The organism is Asanoa sp. WMMD1127, from assembly GCF_029626225.1.
In the GTDB taxonomy this organism is placed as follows: Bacteria; Actinomycetota; Actinomycetes; order Mycobacteriales; family Micromonosporaceae; genus Asanoa.
This window is the reverse complement of record NZ_JARUBP010000001.1, coordinates 4,222,416-4,238,074: the sequence shown is the minus strand read 5'-3', so window position 1 is coordinate 4,238,074 and position 15,659 is coordinate 4,222,416. Positions and strand designations below refer to the sequence as shown.

General features: G+C 71.9%; 14 protein-coding genes. 3 read left to right on the top strand and 11 right to left on the bottom strand.

Going from position 1 to position 15,659, the window contains the following annotated elements:
* Positions 1-4: 4 nt before the first annotated feature.
* From O7635_RS20210 to O7635_RS20195, 4 genes are all read right to left on the bottom strand, one after another.
* Positions 5-1,396 carry a GH1 family beta-glucosidase gene (locus tag O7635_RS20210; RefSeq protein WP_278082007.1) on the bottom strand — a complete coding sequence of 464 codons (1,392 nt, stop codon included), beginning with the start codon at positions 1,394-1,396 and terminating at the stop codon, positions 5-7.
* The gene (locus tag O7635_RS20205) at positions 1,393-2,178 is read right to left on the bottom strand and encodes a carbohydrate ABC transporter permease (protein ID WP_278085533.1); all 786 of its coding nucleotides are present in this window, start codon (positions 2,176-2,178) and stop codon (positions 1,393-1,395) included. The genes O7635_RS20210 and O7635_RS20205 overlap by 4 nt, the downstream gene beginning before the upstream one ends.
* Before the next feature lie 107 nt (positions 2,179-2,285).
* Complete coding sequence (locus O7635_RS20200) at positions 2,286-3,230, bottom strand: sugar ABC transporter permease (RefSeq protein ID WP_278082005.1); 945 nt, start codon at positions 3,228-3,230, stop codon at positions 2,286-2,288.
* 83 nt (positions 3,231-3,313) lie between these two features.
* Positions 3,314-4,582: an extracellular solute-binding protein gene (locus tag O7635_RS20195; RefSeq protein WP_278082004.1), complete on the bottom strand. Its 1,269-nt coding sequence runs from the start codon at positions 4,580-4,582 to the stop codon at positions 3,314-3,316.
* Between the two features lie 429 nt (positions 4,583-5,011).
* Here O7635_RS20195 and O7635_RS20190 point away from each other — a divergent pair, with 429 nt between their 5' ends.
* The 3 genes from O7635_RS20190 (at position 5,012) to O7635_RS20180 (ending at position 9,581) form a co-directional block, all read left to right on the top strand.
* Positions 5,012-7,162 carry a discoidin domain-containing protein gene (locus tag O7635_RS20190; RefSeq protein WP_278082003.1) on the top strand — a complete coding sequence of 717 codons (2,151 nt, stop codon included), beginning with the start codon at positions 5,012-5,014 and terminating at the stop codon, positions 7,160-7,162.
* 8 nt (positions 7,163-7,170) lie between these two features.
* A complete protein-coding gene (locus O7635_RS20185) occupies positions 7,171-8,442 on the top strand; it encodes a DUF1996 domain-containing protein (protein WP_278082002.1) in 1,272 nt (423 codons plus the stop codon).
* A 98-nt stretch (positions 8,443-8,540) separates the two neighbouring features.
* Positions 8,541-9,581 (top strand): LacI family DNA-binding transcriptional regulator, encoded by a 1,041-nt coding sequence (locus O7635_RS20180; protein ID WP_278082001.1) that lies wholly within the window; start codon positions 8,541-8,543, stop codon positions 9,579-9,581.
* 160 nt (positions 9,582-9,741) lie between these two features.
* Here O7635_RS20180 and O7635_RS20175 read toward each other — a convergent pair whose 3' ends face one another.
* The 7 genes from O7635_RS20175 to O7635_RS20145 are packed head-to-tail and all read right to left on the bottom strand — an operon-like array spanning position 9,742 to position 15,509.
* Complete coding sequence (locus tag O7635_RS20175) at positions 9,742-10,926, bottom strand: HAMP domain-containing sensor histidine kinase (RefSeq protein WP_278082000.1); 1,185 nt, start codon at positions 10,924-10,926, stop codon at positions 9,742-9,744.
* Positions 10,923-11,603, bottom strand: coding sequence for a response regulator transcription factor (locus O7635_RS20170; protein ID WP_278081999.1), 681 nt, complete (start codon positions 11,601-11,603; stop codon positions 10,923-10,925). Before O7635_RS20170 ends, O7635_RS20175 begins: the two co-directional genes overlap by 4 nt.
* Before the next feature lie 9 nt (positions 11,604-11,612).
* Positions 11,613-12,476, bottom strand: a complete 864-nt coding sequence (locus O7635_RS20165) for a trypsin-like peptidase domain-containing protein (protein WP_278081998.1) — start codon at positions 12,474-12,476, stop codon at positions 11,613-11,615.
* A gap of 9 nt (positions 12,477-12,485) precedes the next feature.
* Complete coding sequence (locus O7635_RS20160) at positions 12,486-13,436, bottom strand: VWA domain-containing protein (protein ID WP_278081997.1); 951 nt, start codon at positions 13,434-13,436, stop codon at positions 12,486-12,488.
* Positions 13,433-14,359, bottom strand: a complete 927-nt coding sequence (locus tag O7635_RS20155) for a DUF58 domain-containing protein (RefSeq protein ID WP_278081996.1) — start codon at positions 14,357-14,359, stop codon at positions 13,433-13,435. Before O7635_RS20155 ends, O7635_RS20160 begins: the two co-directional genes overlap by 4 nt.
* Positions 14,356-15,321, bottom strand: coding sequence for a MoxR family ATPase (locus O7635_RS20150; RefSeq protein ID WP_278081995.1), 966 nt, complete (start codon positions 15,319-15,321; stop codon positions 14,356-14,358). Before O7635_RS20150 ends, O7635_RS20155 begins: the two co-directional genes overlap by 4 nt.
* The gene (locus O7635_RS20145) at positions 15,318-15,509 is read right to left on the bottom strand and encodes a hypothetical protein (RefSeq protein WP_278081994.1); all 192 of its coding nucleotides are present in this window, start codon (positions 15,507-15,509) and stop codon (positions 15,318-15,320) included. Before O7635_RS20145 ends, O7635_RS20150 begins: the two co-directional genes overlap by 4 nt.
* Between the last annotated feature and the right edge of the window lie 150 nt (positions 15,510-15,659).

Below are 15,659 nucleotides of genomic sequence, written 5' to 3'. Positions count from 1 at the left end.
CGGGCTACGGCGTGAGACCGTTGCGGCGGATCACGTCGCGGAACCAGAGCGCGCTGTCCTTGGGCACCCGCCGCTGGGTGGCGTAGTCCACGTAGACGAGGCCGAACCGCTTGTCGTACCCGTACGCCCACTCGAAGTTGTCGAGCAGCGACCAGGCGAGATAGCCGCGCAGGTCGGCGCCCCGGCGGATCGCGTCGTGCACCGCGCGCACGTGCCCGTCGAGGTACTCGATCCGGTTGGCGTCGGCGACCCGGCCGTCGACCAGCGTGTCCACGTACGACGCGCCGTTCTCGGTGACGATCAGCGGCGTGCCCGGGTAGTCGACCGAGAGCCGGACCAGCAGGTCGGCGAGCCCGGACGGGTCGACCGGCCAGTCCATCGCGGTGACCGGCACGTCCTGCGCCGGGTAGACCACGCCCTCGCTGCCCGGGTAGCACGGGTTCGGCGGCGCGCCGACCTGCGCCGCCACCACGCACGGCTGGTAGTAGTTGACGCCCAGCAGGTCGATCGGCGCCGCGATGACGGCCGCGTCGCCCTCGTGGATCGTGCCGGCCGCGCCGAACCGGTCGAACAGCTCCCGCATGTCGTCGGGGTAGCGACCCTTGAGCACCGGGTCCAGGAAGATCCGGTTCTGCAGCCCGTCCACCAGCGCGGCGGCCGCCCGGTCGTGCGGGTCCACCGGGTCCTGCGGCGTCACCCGGGTCAGGTTGAGGGTGAGCGCCACCTCCCGCGCTCCCCCCGCCCGCAGCGCGGAGACGCCCAAGCCGTGCGCCAGCAACAGGTGGTGCGTCGCCTCGAACGACGCCCGCGGGTCCTGCCGGCCGGGCGCGTGCGCCCCGCTGGCATAGCCGAGGAACGCCGAGCACCACGGCTCGTTGAGCGTGGTCCACGTGGACACCCGGTCGCCGAGCCGGGCCACCGTGGCGGCGGCGAGCTCGGCGAACGCGTACGCGGTGTCCCGGTTGGTCCACCCGCCCCGGTCCTCCAGCACCTGCGGCAGGTCCCAGTGGTAGAGCGTGACCATCGGCGTGATGCCCGCGGCCAGCAGCGCGTCGACCAGGCGGTCGTAGAAGTCGAGGCCCCGCGGGTTGACCGGGCCGCTCCCGTCCGGCTTGATCCGCGGCCAGGCCACCGAGAACCGGTAGGTGCCCAGCCCCAGGTCGGCCATCAGCGCGACGTCGTCCGCGTAGCGGTGGTAGTGGTCGCAGGCCACGTCGCCCGTGTGCCCACCGTCGACCTTCCCCGGCGTACGCGCGAACGTGTCCCAGATGGACGGTGACCGTCCCTCGGCCTGCGCCGCCCCCTCGATCTGGTACGACGCGGTGGCCGCGCCCCACCGGAACCCCTCCGGGAACCGCAGCAGATGGGCGTCGGTGGCTTCCTCGACGATGGTCATCCCTTGACGGCTCCTTGCATGATTCCTCCGATGATCTGTTTGCCGAGCAGGACGAAGACGACCAGCAGCGGCAGGATCGCGATCAGCGCGCCCGTCAGCGACAGCGAGTAGTCGGTGATCCGGCCGGCCGACAGCGTCGAGAGCACCACCTGGACCGTCGGGTCCTCGGGTGTCAGCACGACCAGCGGCCAGAAGAAGTCGTTCCACGCGGTCAGGAACGTCAGCATGCCGAGCACCGCGGCCGCCGGCCGGGCGGCCGGCATCACCACGTGCCAGAACAGCCGTATCGTCGAGCAGCCGTCGACGCGGCCGGCCTCCAGCAGCTCGGTGGGCACCGCTTCGGACAGGTACTGCGTCATGAAGAACACGCCGAACCCGTTGACCATCGCCGGGACGATGACCGCGTAGATCGTGCCGGTCCACTCGATCTTCGCCATCAGCATGTAGAGCGGGATGATGCCGAGCGTGGTCGGCACCATCATCGTGCCGATGATGCTGAGCAGCAGGATGTTGCGGCCACGGAAGCGCAGCTTGGCGAACGCGAACCCGGCCAGCGTCGAGAACAGCACCACGCTGATCGTGATGGCGCCGGAGACGATGAACGAGTTGATCAGCGCCTGCTCGAACGGGACCATCGTGAACGCCCGCTTGAGGTTGAACCACAGGTTGCCGCCGAGCAGCACGGGCGGCGGCACCTTGCCCAGGGCGCTGTTGTCCTGCGAGGCGACGACCACCGACCAGTAGAGCGGGAAGAACGAGAAGAACGCGATCGCCGTCAGCATCAGGTAGGTGAGCTTGCCCGGGCGGCGCCGGAACGACCGGCGGATCCGCTTGCGGGTCGACGGCGGCGGGCTGACCCGGTGCGACGGGGGTGCGAGGGTAGTGGCCATCAGCTCCTCCGAAGCCGGCTGGTCAGCGCGAAGTTGATCGCCGCGACGATGACGATGATCAGGAACATCACCCACGAGCTCGCGGACGCGTAGCCGAAGTCGAACCGGCCGAACGCCACCTCGTAGAGGTAGAGCGCGAGGGTCTGGAACTGCCGGTCGGAGCCGCCGGTCAACCCGTTGCCGCCGAACAGCAGCGGCTCGGCGAGCACCTGCATGCCGCCGATCGTCGAGATGATGACGGTGAAGATGATCGTCGGCCGGATCGCCGGCACCGTGATCTTCCGGAGCTGCTGGAAGCTGGTCGCGCCGTCGAGCGAGGCCGAGTCGTAGAGCTCCTTCGGCACCGCCTGCATGGCGGCCAGGTAGATCAGCGCGTTGTAGCCGGTCCACCGCCAGATGATCATCGCGGAGACGGCGATGTGCGAGCTCCAACTGTTGGCGGTCCAGTCGATCTTGTCGATGCCGAACACGCCCAGCACCCAGTTGATCAGGCCGTAGTCGCGGCCGAAGAGCTGGCTGAAGATGATCGCCACGGCCGCGACGCTGGTGATGTTGGGAACCAGGGCGCTCATCCGCCAGAACGTCTGCCCGCGCAGCCGCTGGTTGAGGATGTGCGCCAGGACCAGCGCCATGAGCAGCTGCGGCACCGTCGAGAGGACCCAGATGGACGCGGTGTTCCAGAGCGCGTTCCAGAACGCCGGGTCGGCCCAGAGGGCGGTGTAGTTGCCGAAGCCGACCCACGGGTGCTCGTCGGAGAGCAGGCTCCACTCGTGCAGCGACACCCAGGCCGTGAAGATCAGTGGAAAGACGCCGAACGCCAGGAACAGCAGGAAGAACGGCGCGATGTACAGGTAGGGCGAGCCCTTGACGTCGAGGCGGTGCAGCAGGCTGCGGCGGGGCGATACCCGCTCACCCACCGACCCGTCCGTCACCAGCTGGGTCATCCCCGTCACCTCCGGTTTGCTCGGTTGCGCGCCGTGGTCCCGGCGCGACGTGCGCACCGGGACCAGGCGAGCGGGGATACGCCTTAGAGGAGGGCCTTGACGTCGGTCAGGACCTGCTGCCAGGACTGGTCGGGGTTCTGCTTGCCCTGCTCGATCCGGGTCAGACCGTTGATGATCTGGGTGTTGATGTCACCGGCCTTGGGGCCCAGGTACTGCGGCTTCATCGTCTTCACCGAGTTGGAGAAGATCTGGCCGACCGGGGCGTTGTTGAAGTACGGGTTCACGAAGTCCTTGATGACCGCGTCCTCGTAGAGGGTGACGGTGGACGGGAAGTTGCCGTACTTCTGGAAGACCTTGGCCTGCTGCTCGGGCGCGGTGAGCCACTTGGCCAGCTCGTACGCCTGCTTCTGGTGCTTGCTCTGCTTCGGCACGGTCAGCCAGGAGCCGCCCCAGTTGCCGCCGCCACCGGGCACCGCGGCGATGTCCCACTTGCCCGAGGCGTCCTTGGCCTGGGTCTGGATGTAGGCCATCATCCACGACGGGCAGCCGAGCGTGGCGAACGTGCCCTTGGCGAAGCCGGCGTTCCAGGCGGGGGTCCACGCCTCGGCGCGGGCCGACAGGCCGGAGGTCACGGCCAGCGCCGACAGGTCGAACGCCTTCTTCACCTCGGGGTTGCTGTCGACCACGACGTTGTCGCCGTCGTAGAGGCCGACCGGCGCCTGGCCGAGGATCGACCGGTACATGACGGTCGGACCGTCGAAGAAGTGCGCGCCCGGCACCTTGGCCTCTTCGAACTTCTTGCCGGTCTCGATGTACTGCTCCCAGGTCGGCCAGAGCTTCGAGACCTCTTCGCGGTCGGTCGGCAGGCCGGCCTTCTCGAACAGGTCGCGGCGGTAGCACATGGCCATGCCGCCGACGTCGGTGCCGAGACCGATGGTCTTGCCGTCCTTGGACGACGCGGTGTTCCACTTCCACTCGGGCCACTGCGACTTGATGTCGCCGGCGCCGAGCTCGTTGAGGTCCACGAACTTCGACGGCTGGGCGGTGAACTGGCCGATCCAGCCCTCTTCCAGCGCCTCGATGTCGGCCGCGCCGGTGTTGGTGGCGAGGTGCGCGGCGAGGTTCTTGTGGTGGTCCTCGGTCTTGGTGATCCGCTCGGTGATCTTCACATTGGGGTGGAGCTGCTGGTACTCGGCGTAGAGCTCTTTGTATCCGAACTCACCGAACGTGGCGACCGTAAGGGTGACCGGACCGTCGTCGGCAGCTTGGTTGTCGCCGTCGTCGTTCCCGCAGGCCGCCGTCGCGAGCACTGCCGCGATGGCGATCGGGACGACCGCGGTGAACCTGCGCATGGACTCCTCCAGGCGAACGGTTGTATGGGCAGGGTTTGGAGAGCGCTCTCCAACGCAGGTGTCGCGGTCGGCGGCCACGCTTCGGATCTGGGTCTGGGACGTGGTGGGGTGGAGATTTTGTGACGCCGAATGAGAGAGAGCGCTCTCACTTGGTTCCCGACCATCGAGGACGGTGAGCGCCATGTCAAGGATCCGTTGCGGTTTCGTTACATGCTGCGGACCCTGGTTCGGAGAGCGCTTCCCCTACCGTCCTACCGCCGGCCCGGCCCGTCAAGCGATCGAACATCTCGAATCACCGCAGTTGACTCGCGCGTTTTCCGCCAATAGCCATCGACGTGCGTCAGCCATTGACAGGCGTGGAGGGAGCCGTCAGAGTGGCGCGGAAGAGAGCGCTCTCTTTACGTCCCGTCCCACGTAAAGGAGATGCACATGAGTCGGGTTCTGCCCGGCCGACGATGGCGCCTGGCCGCTTCCGGCGGCGCCGCACTCGCGCTGCTCGCGGGATTCCTGGTCGCGACCGGGGTCACCGCGGCGGCCGCCGATCCGCTGATCTCGCAGGGTCGCCCCGCGACCGCCTCGTCCACCGAGAACGCCGGCACGCCGGCCTCCGCCGCCGTCGACGGCAACACCGGCACCCGGTGGTCGAGCGCGTTCACCGTGCCGCAGTGGGTGCAGGTCGACCTCGGCGCCACGGCCACGATCAGCCGGGTCGTGCTCAACTGGGAGGCCGCGTACGCGACCGCCTTCACGGTCCAGACCTCGGCCAACGGCTCGACCTGGACCACCGTCCACACCACCACCAACGGCACGGGCGGCGTGCAGGACCTCACGGTCACCGGCAGCGGCCGCTACGTGCGGGTCAACGCCACCGCCAAGGCCACGGCGTACGGGGTCTCGCTCTGGGAGTTCCAGGTGTACGGCAGCACCGGCGCGACCGGCGGCTGCGGCACAGCAAACGCCGCGCAGGGCCGGCCCGCCACCGCCTCGTCGACCCAGAGCGCGGCGTTCCCGGCCTCGTCCGCGGTCGACGGCAACGCCGGCACCCGCTGGTCCAGCGCGGCCAGCGACCCGCAGTGGCTCTCCGTCGACCTCGGTGCCAGCCAGTCGATCTGCGGCGTCACGCTGCAGTGGGAGGCCGCCTACGGGCGCGCGTTCCAGGTGCAGGTCTCGGCCGACGGCGCGACCTGGACCTCGGTCTACTCGACCACCACCGGCGCCGGCGGCACGCAGACGCTGACCGTCTCCGGCACCGGGCGCTACGTGCGGGTCTACGGCACCGCCCGGGGCACGGGCTACGGCTACTCGCTCTGGGAGTTCCAGGTCCGTACCGGGAGCGGCGGGCCGACCAACCCGCCCACCGACCCGCCGCCGACCGACCCGCCGCCGGGCGGCGACGTGCGGCTGCTGTCCTACAACAAGCCCGCGGTCGCGAGCACCAGCCAGAACGACGGCGCGTGCTGGGAATGCACCCCGGCGCGGGCGTTCGACAACGACCCGGCCAGTCGTTGGGCCACCGCCGCCAACACCGGCTGGGTCGACCCCGGCTGGATCTACGTCGACCTGGGCGCCACGGCCGGCATCACGCAGGTGGTGCTGCAGTGGGATCCCGCGTTCGCGCGGGCGTACCAGATCCAGGTGTCGCCGAACGCGACCAGCTGGACCACGATCTACTCCACCACCACGGGCGCCGGGTTCAAGGAGACCCTCAACATCACCGGCACCGGCCGCTACGTCCGGATGTACGGCACCGCCCGGTCCAGCACCTACGGCTACTCGCTCTGGGAGTTCAAGGTGTACGGCACCGGCGGCGCACCCACGGCCCCACCGGCGATGCCGCCGGACCCGACGTTCCCCGCCAACCGTCTGGTGTGGAACGACGAGTTCAACGGGCCGGCCGGCAGCAAGCCCGACCCGGCTAAGTGGACGATCGACCCGGGCACCGGGCAGAACAACGAGATCCAGTACTACACGAACAACAACAACGCCAACATGGACGGCGCCGGCTCGCTGGTCATCGAGGCCCGCCGGGAGACCGCCGGCGGCCGCGACTACACGTCGCACCGGATGAACACGGGCAACAAGTTCCACGTCCAGTACGGCCGCATCGAGGCCCGCGTCAAGGTGCCGAAGGGCAACGGCCTGTGGCCGGCGTTCTGGATGATGGGCGCCGACTTCCTCACCGGCCGTCCGTGGCCCTACAACGGCGAGATCGACATCATGGAGGTCCTAGGCCGCAACACGCTCGAGGGCTACTCGACCCTGCACGCGCCGGCCTACAACGGCGGTGGCGGCTACGGGCAGCGCTACACCGCGCCCGGCGGCGTCGACCTGGCCAACGACTTCCACACCTGGTCGGCCGAGTGGGACAGCAAGGGCATCACGTTCAAGCTCGACGGCACGACGGTCTTCGTGGCCAGCAAGGCCACCGTCGAGTCGACCCGCGGACCGTGGGTCTTCGACCACCCCTTCTATCTCATCCTCAACCTCGCGGTCGGCGGCGACTTCCCCGGCCCGATCGACGGCACCACCCCGTTCCCGTCCCGGATGCTCGTCGACTACGTCCGGGTCTACCAGAACTAGGAGCTCACATGCGACGAACAGCAAGCTTCGCCGCCGTGCTCGTCCTGTTGCTCAGCGGCTACCTGGTCGCCGCCACGGGTGACGCCGTCGCGGCCGACCCACTCATCTCACAGGGCCGCGCGGCCAGCGCGTCATCGACCGAGAACGGCGGCTCGCCCGCCAGCAACGCGGTCGACGGCAACAACGGCACCCGCTGGTCCAGCGCGTTCAGCGACCCGCAGTGGCTGCAGGTCGACCTGGGCGCCAGCGCCACCATCAGCCGGGTGGTGATCCGCTGGGAAGGCGCCTACTCCAGCGCGTACACCATCCAGACGTCGGCCAACGGCACGAGCTGGACGACCGTCTACAGCACCACGACCGCGACCGGTGGCAACCAGGACCTCGCGGTCTCGGGCACCGGCCGCTACGTGCGGCTGCACAGCACCCGGCGGGCCACCCAGTGGGGCGTCTCGCTCTGGGAGTTCCAGGTCTACGGTGTCGGCGGCGCCGCGCCACCGCCACCCCCGCCGCCGACCGGGCCGATCGTGCGGGTCTCGGAGTTCCTGGCCGACTGCCCGTTCTCGCACCGGCTCCCCGACGACCCGATCATCTACCCGGGCCTGCCGGGCGCCTCGCACATGCACAGCTTCTTCGGCGCCCGCAACGTCAACGCCTACACCAACCTGGGCGACCTGCAGGCGGGCACGAGCAACTGCAACCCGAGCATCGACCTCTCGTCCTACTGGGTGCCCACGCTCTACCGGGACAACCAGCCGGTCGAGCCGGTCACCGGCATCTTCTACTACCTCGGTGAGGGCGTGCGCCCCGACGTGACCGCCCGGATCCAGTCGCTCCCGCTGGGGCTGCGGATCGTGGCCGGCAACGCCCAGGCGACCGCGCCGGACGCGACCACCATCTCCCGGTGGTCGTGCCTGCACCACAACGAGGTCGGCGCCGGCAAGGACTTCGTCAACTGCCCGGCCGGCAGCATGCTGGAGTCCTATCTGGACTTCCCGCAGTGCTGGAACGGCCACGACCTGGACTCGCCGAACCACAAGAGCCACATGGCGTACCCGGTCAACGGCGACTGCCCGAGCACCCACCCGGTGCCGGTGCCGAAGCTGCGGCAGGTGCTGCGCTACCCCGTCAACGGTGACCCGGCCCGGATCCGGCTCGCGTCGGGCCGCGGCTTCACCATGCACGGCGACTTCTTCAACGCCTGGCCCGTGGCCGAGATGGAGCGCCGGGTGCGCGACTGCATCCGGCCGATCATCAAGTGCGGCGTCAACGGCACGCCGTGACGCGGACCCACCACACCCGCCGGTCCTCCTTGACGGGAGGGCCGGCGGGCCCGTCCGGCGGAACTTCCGGAAGCTCTTCCGGTGCTATAACTGGTCGCGTGAGCACCCCGCCGCGCCCGCCGACGCTGGACGAGGTCGCCGTCGCCGCGGGCGTCTCCCGGGCCACCGTCTCGCGGGTGATCAACGACGTGCCGACCGTCGACCCGCGGATGCGGGCGGCCGTCGAGCGGGCCATCCAGGAGACGGGCTACGTGCCCAACCTCGCGGCCCGGTCGCTCGTCACCCGCCGCACCGACTCGGTCGCGCTGGTGATCAGCGAGCCACCCAACCACCGTGAGTACGCGGCCACGTTCCTCAACCGGGTCTTCACCGACCCCTACTTCGGGCGGCTGACCGCCGGCGCCCAGGAGGTGCTCCGGCCCGAGGGCATCCACCTCGTGATCATCCCGGCCGATCCCCCCGCCCACGAGCAGGTGCTGCGCTACCTGCGCCAGGGGCACGTCGACGGCGTGCTGCTGATCTCGAGCCACGCGGCCGACCCGTTCCCCGGCCAGCTGGCCGAGATGGGCGTCGCCACGGTGCTCTCCGCCCGGCCGGGCCGGCCGGTGCCGCTCAGCTACGTCGACGTCGACCAGCCGGCCGGCGTCCGGCTCGCCGCCGAGCATCTCGTGTCGCGGGGCCGGCGCCGGCTCGGCACGATCGCCGGCCCGCAGGACATGCCGGCCGGGCAGGACCGGCTCTCCGCCTTCCGGGACGCGCTGGCCCGCCAAGGACTGCCGGCGCCGCCGGTGGTCGAGGGCGACTTCACCCGGGCCAGCGGTGAGGCGGCGGCCCGGGCGCTGCTCGACACGCACCCCGACCTCGACGGCCTCTTCGTCGCCAACGACCTGATGGCCGAGGGCGCGGTGCGCGCGCTCCAGGAGCTGGGCCGCGAGGTGCCCGGCGACGTGTCGGTGGTGGGCTTCGACGACAGCAGCGCGGCACTGGAGGCGCATCCCCAGCTGACCACGATCCACCAGCCGGTCGAGGAGATGGCCGGCGAGATGGCCCGCCTGCTGCTGGCCGGCCTGCGCGAGCCGGGCCGCTCACCGCGCACGGTCATCTTCAACCCGACCCTGGTGGTCCGGGACTCGAGCTAGGGTCTGTCCTGCCGATCAACGTGAGCCGAGACGGAGGCCAGGTGTCGTCTGGTGGTGGCCCGGAATTGCCCGGATACCGGTGTCGTATCCGGGTGATTCCGGGACGCCGCCAGGCGGCAGCTGGGCCCGTCGCAGGCCGCGTTGATCGGCCGGACAGACCCTAAACGGGCGGCTCCGCCGGTGGCGGGCCTTCGGCGGTGGGCAGGGGCAGCCACAGCACGAACGTGCTGCCCCGCCCCGGCGTCGAGTGCAGGGCAACCTGGCCGCCGTGGGACTCCACGATCTGGCGGACGATGGCGAGGCCCAGGCCGGTGCGTCGGTCCCGCCCGCCGTCGGCGCCCGGCGCCCGCCAGAACCGGTCGAAGACCCGCGCCTGGTCGCCGGCCGCGATCCCGGGACCGTGGTCGGCGACGGCGATCCACCGCCAGCCGGGTGCGGTGCCGGCCGCGACGGTGACCGTGCCGCCCTCGGGCGAGAGGCGGACCGCGTTGGACAGCAGGTTGCCGACGGCCCGCCGCAGCGCGTCGTGGTCGCCGATGTAGGTCAGTCCCGGCCGCACGTCGTAGGCCAGGAACACCTGGCTGGCGGCGGCCACCGCGGCGTACTCCTCCCCCGCCTCGCGGGCCACGGCGCCCAGGTCGACGTCGGTGTCCGCCAGTCCGCCCGCGTCCCGGCGGGCGGTGGCGAGCAGGTCCTCGACGAGGCGCGACATCCGCGTCGCGGCCCGGTCGATGACGGTCACCGCCCGGGCCCGCTCGTCCGCGGTGGCCTCCGGCGCGTCGACCAGCGAGGCGTCGAGGTTGGCCCGGATCACCGCGAGCGGGCTGCGCAGCTCGTGCGAGGCGTCGTCGATCAGCTCGCGCTGGTTGCGGAACGCGTCGTCGAGTCTGTCCAACATGGAGTCGATGGTGTCGGCCAGGTCGCGCAGCTCGTCCTTCGCGCCGCCGAGCCGGATCCGCCGCGACAGGTCGGTCGCCTGGATCTCCCGCGTGGTGCGGGCGATCGCCCCGACGGGGCGCAACGCGCGACCGGAGAGCACCCAGCCGATGCCGAGGCTGGCGACCAGCAGGCCGCCGAGCGCGAACAGCGAATAGGTGCGCAGCGTCTGCAGGGTGCCGAAGTTGACCGCCGACTCGATCTGGTCGACCTCGGCCACCTCCAGCGTGTCGATGGTGACGCCGTGCTTGACGACGGACGCGCGATATTGCTGGGTGACCGGCTTGGGGTCGGTGGCCCGCTCGACCGCGAGATAGGTGACGCCGAGCGCGGTCGCGGCGAGGGCGAACAGCAGCGCCGAATAGAGCACCGTCAGGCGGAACCGGATCGACTGCGTCAGCCGTCTCACGGCGCCTCCCGCAGCCGGTAGCCGCGCCCGACCACCGTCTCGATCGCCGCGCCGCCGAGCTTGCGCCGCAGCGTGCCGACGGTGACCCGGACGGTCTCGGTGAACGGGTCGGCGTTCTCGTCCCAGACGTGCTCGAGCAGCTCCTCGGCCGGCACGACGTGCCCCGGCCGGGTCATCAGATATTCCAGGACGCCGAACTCCTTGTTGGTCAGGGCGAGCGGCGAGCCGTCGCGACTGGCCTCGTGCCGGGCCGCGTCGAGGGTCAGCGGCCCGACGGTGAGCACCGCGTGCGGGCCGCCGGTGTCGCGCCGCAGCAGCGCCCGCACCCGGGCCAGCAGCTCGGCCAGCGCGAACGGCTTGACCAGGTAGTCGTCGGCGCCCTCGTCGAGCCCGCGGACCCGGTCGCGCAGGGCGCCGCGCGCGGTCAGCATCAGCACCCGCAGGTCGCTTCCGCCCTCGACGGCCACCTCGCCGCGGCGGATCGCGCGGCACATCGCGAAGCCGTCGGCGTCGGGCAGGTTGACGTCGAGCAGCATCAGGTCGTACGCCGTGTAGGAGAGCCGGTCATAGGCCTGACCGGCATCCATGGCGACGTCGACCGCGTAGCCGGCCCGGGTCAGGCCGAGCCGCACCGCCGTCGCCAGGTCCTCCTCGTCTTCCACCACGAGCAGCCGCATGACCCGACGCTATCCACCGCTGCTGATGATCTGCTGTGCGGCGGAGCGGGCCCGCTCGACCGGGATTGCGAAGCCGATGCCGATGTTGCCGCCACCCTCCAGTGTGGCGATCGCCGTGTTCACGCCGACCACCTCGCCGCGGGCGTTGACCAGCGGGCCACCCGAGTTGCCCGGGTTGATCGACGCGTCGGTCTGGATCGCCGCGCGCCGCACCCCCGCGCCGAGCCGCACCTGGCGGTCCAGCGCGCTGACGATGCCCGCGGTGACCGTGCCCGAGAGCCCGAGCGGCGAGCCGACGGCCAGCACCGGCTCGCCGACTCGGGGTGAGCCGGCCGCGAACGCCAAGGGCCGCAAGCCCTCCGCCGACGCGACCCGCAGCACCGCGATGTCGCTGCCCGGGTCGCGGCCGACCACCTCCGCCGGCCGCCGCCGCCCGTCGCCGCCGACCACCGACACGTTGGTGGCGCCCGCGACGACGTGGTTGTTGGTGATGACGTGGCCCTGCGCGTCGATGACGAAGCCGGAGCCGCCGGCCGCGCCGGCCCGCACCGAGACGACGCCGGGCAGCGCGGTCGCCGCCGCGCCGACCAGGTCGCCCGGCACGCCGCCGGTCGGCGCGGGCGCGGCGGTCGCGGGCGGCGGGCCGGCGGCCGCGGGCGCGGGGTCGCCCGCGGCGCGGTCACCGGCCCAGCCGCCGGCCAGGGCGCCGCCGGCGACGGAGACGCCGATCGTGGCCAGGCCCGCGACCAGCCAGCGTCCCCGGCCGGACCCTCCCGCCGGTCCGGCGGAGGCGGGAGGGTCCGTGGGGACCCCGGGCTCGAGTTGGGGGGATACGAACCCGGGGCCGCGTGGGGTGGTGCCGAGGCCGCTCATCGTTGCTCCTTAAGGGAGGCGGGCGAACCAGACCATCGAGGCGATCGCCGCGAGCGCCGCGAGGACGAGCGCGATGCCGATGAACCGGGCGGAGACGTCCTGGGTCTGGGTGGTGAAGCCGACCGTGGTGTTGATGTCGTCGTAGACCGCGCGCAGCTCGTCGGCGCTGCCCGCCTCGTGGTAGCGGCCGGCCGCCTGCTCGGCCACCGCCTCCAACGTCTCGCCGTCGACCGGCACCGCCTGTTGGCCGCCGCCCATCCCGATCACGCCCTCGGCCGTGCCGAACGCGATCGTGTCGACGGGCACGCCGGCCGCCTGGGCCGCCGCCGCTGCCTCGCCCGGGTCGCGCCCGGCGGTGTTGGAGCCGTCCGAGAGCACGACGATCCGGGCCGGCGGCGGGTCCGTCGGGTCGACGGCGGCGGCCGCGTCCAGGGCGGCGTAGATGGCCTCGCCGATCGCGGTGCCCTGCCGGCCCTGGCCGCCCTCGGCCAGCCGCTCGATGCCGGCGTCGAGCACCGCCCGGTCGGTCACCGGGGCCACCGCCACCGAGGCGCTGCCCGCGAAGCCGACCAGCCCGACGCTGAACGTCTCCGGGAGCCCGCCGACGAACCCGCGGGCCGCCTCCTTGGCCGCCGCGAGCCGGTCGGGCGCCACGTCGGTCGCCGTCATCGACAGCGACACGTCCACGGCGACCATGACGACCGCGCGCTCCCGCGGCACCCGCACCTCGTCGGTCGGCCGGGCGAACCCGACCACGAGCAGCGCGAGCATCGCGAGGAACAGGCCGGCCGGCACGTGCCGCCGCCAGGCCGGCCGGTCCGGTGCGACCTTGTCCAGCAGCCGCAGGTTGGTGAACCGCACGGCGTAGCGGCTGCGCCGGCGACGCAGGATCACGTAGGCGGCCAGCAGGGCGGCCACGGCGAGCAGGAACAGCAGGCGCCAGGGGCTCTGGAAGCTCACGCCGCACCTCCGCGCCGCGGGGCGGCCGCCGCCAGCCGCCGCTGGAGCAGCACGTGCCGCACGATGTCGGCCATCCAGTCGCGGTCCGTCCGCAGTGGAAGGTGGGTGGCGCCCGCGCCCCGGATGGCCGCTCGCACGGTGGCCCGCTCGGCCGCGGCCGCCTGTGCGTAGTCCGCCCGCAGCTTCCGGCTCGAGGTGGAGACCTCGCGCCGGCGGCCGGTCTCGGTGTCGACCAGCGTGATCAGGCCGACGTCCGGCATTTCCAGCTCGCGCGGGTCGGCGACCTCGACGGCGAGCACCTGGTGCCGGGCGGCCAGGCGGCGCAGCTCGACCGCCCAGTCGGACTCGTCGAGGAAGTCGGACACCACGACGACCAGGCCCCGCCGGCGGGCGGCCCGGGCCAGGCCGGCCAGCCCGTCCGCGAGCGTCGGCGGGTCGCCGGCGGGGACGCGTGGGGCGTCGAAGAGGGCCCGGAGCACCGCGCGCAGGTGGTTGCGGCCGGTGCGGGCCGGGAACACCCGTCGGTTGCCGCCGACCAGACGCGCGCCGAGCCGGTTGCCGAGGCCGGAGGTGAGGAAGCCGACCGCCGCCACGGCCGCCACGGCCAGCTCGCGCTTCTCCACCTCGGCGGTGCCGAAGTCCATGCTGGCCGAACCGTCGACCAGCACCCAGGTGGTCAGCTCCCGATCGGCGTCGACCTCCCGCACGTGCGGCACGTTGGTCCGAGCCGTGACGGCCCAGTCCATCCAGCGCACCTCGTCCTCACCCGGCCGGTACTCCCGCGACCCTGCGAACTCCGACCCAGGGCCCGGCAGCAGGCCGAGATACTGGCCCTGGAGCAGCCCGTCGAGCCGGCGGGTGACCAGCAGCTCGAGCCGCCGCAGCCGGCGTTCGGGGGCCAGCTGGTGGATGCTCGCCGTCATGCCGCCACCGCCCGCTCGCCCTCGTACGGCGCGATCCTGGGTGGTGGCACCGACGCCAGCAGACGCTCCACGATGGACTCCGGCGGGACCTCGTCGACCACGGCGTCGAACGAGAGCACCAGCCGGTGCGCGAGCACGTCGACGGCGAGGTCGGTGATGTCGGCGGGCAACACGTAGTCGCGGCCGCGCAGCAGGGCCAGGGCCCGAGCCGCGGCCACCAGGCCGAGGGTGGCCCGCGGGCTCGCGCCGTAGGCCAGGCCCGGTGCGCCGCGGGTGGCGACGACGAGGCGGACCACATACTCCGCCAGCGCGTGGTGCACGAACACGTCCCGCGCCTGGGCCTGCAGCTCGCGCAGGCGGGTGGGATCGAGCACCTGCTTCGTCCGCGGCCGCTCGCCGCTCATCCGGTAGAGGATGCCGAGCTCCTCGTCGTCTGTCGGGTAACCCACCACCACCCGCATGAGGAACCGGTCCCGCTGGGCCTCGGGCAGGTGGTAGACGCCCTCGGACTCGATCGGGTTCTGCGTCGCCAGCACCAGGAACGGCGCCGGCACCGGCCACGTCCGCCCGCCGATCGAGACCTGGCGCTCGGCCATCGCCTCCAGCAGCGCCGACTGCACCTTGGCCGGGGCGCGGTTGATCTCGTCGGCCAGCACCAGGTTGGCCATCACCGGGCCGAGCTCCACGTCGAACCCCTCGGTGGAGGGGCGGTAGATCCGGGTGCCGACGATGTCCGAGGGCACCAGGTCCGGGGTGAACTGGATCCGGGAGAAGGTGCCACCGACGGTCTCGGCCAGCGTTTGCGCCGCCAGCGTCTTGGCCACGCCGGGCACGCCCTCCAGCAGGCAGTGCCCGTCGGCCAGCAGAGCCACGACCAGCCGTTCGACCAGCCGGTCCTGGCCGACGATCACCCGCTTGACCCCGAAGAGCACCTCTTCGAGGGCGGTGTGCGCCTCCGTCACAGGTCCGCCTCGGGCGTGGTGGCGCCGCCCTTCTCCGGGCAGTCCCGCTGCTGCGTGTCCTGCACCTGCTCGTAGCTGATGCGCAGGTCGGCCCCGTCACCGTCGTTCGCGTAGGCGACGCCGCCGGCCAGCGCGGCGCCGGCCGCCGCGGCGGCGAAGGTGACCCCCAGCACGATCCGCTTGTTCATGGAAACCCCTCCGGTCGTTGTCGTGAGGTCCATGGGACCAGCCGGCACCGAAAGCCGACCGAACGTGCGGTGAGCGCTGACAGGGCGATGCCAGCGCCGTGTGCGCGCCGTGCCAGCGGCCCCCGGCACCGTGGTGGCCGTGAGAAACGA

Bases quoted from the DNA above. Each gene is read 5' to 3' on its own strand.
- O7635_RS20210 (WP_278082007.1), bottom strand. From the start codon at position 1,396: ATGACCATCGTCGAGGAAGCCACCGACGCCCATCTGCTGCGGTTCCCG.
- O7635_RS20205 (WP_278085533.1), bottom strand. From the start codon at position 2,178: ATGCTGACGGCGATCGCGTTCTTCTCGTTCTTCCCGCTCTACTGGTCG.
- O7635_RS20200 (WP_278082005.1), bottom strand. From the start codon at position 3,230: ATGACCCAGCTGGTGACGGACGGGTCGGTGGGTGAGCGGGTATCGCCC.
- O7635_RS20195 (WP_278082004.1), bottom strand. From the start codon at position 4,582: ATGCGCAGGTTCACCGCGGTCGTCCCGATCGCCATCGCGGCAGTGCTC.
- O7635_RS20190 (WP_278082003.1), top strand. From the start codon at position 5,012: ATGAGTCGGGTTCTGCCCGGCCGACGATGGCGCCTGGCCGCTTCCGGC.
- O7635_RS20185 (WP_278082002.1), top strand. From the start codon at position 7,171: ATGCGACGAACAGCAAGCTTCGCCGCCGTGCTCGTCCTGTTGCTCAGC.
- O7635_RS20170 (WP_278081999.1), bottom strand. From the start codon at position 11,603: ATGCGGCTGCTCGTGGTGGAAGACGAGGAGGACCTGGCGACGGCGGTG.
- O7635_RS20165 (WP_278081998.1), bottom strand. From the start codon at position 12,476: ATGAGCGGCCTCGGCACCACCCCACGCGGCCCCGGGTTCGTATCCCCC.
- O7635_RS20155 (WP_278081996.1), bottom strand. From the start codon at position 14,359: ATGACGGCGAGCATCCACCAGCTGGCCCCCGAACGCCGGCTGCGGCGG.
- O7635_RS20145 (WP_278081994.1), bottom strand. From the start codon at position 15,509: ATGAACAAGCGGATCGTGCTGGGGGTCACCTTCGCCGCCGCGGCGGCC.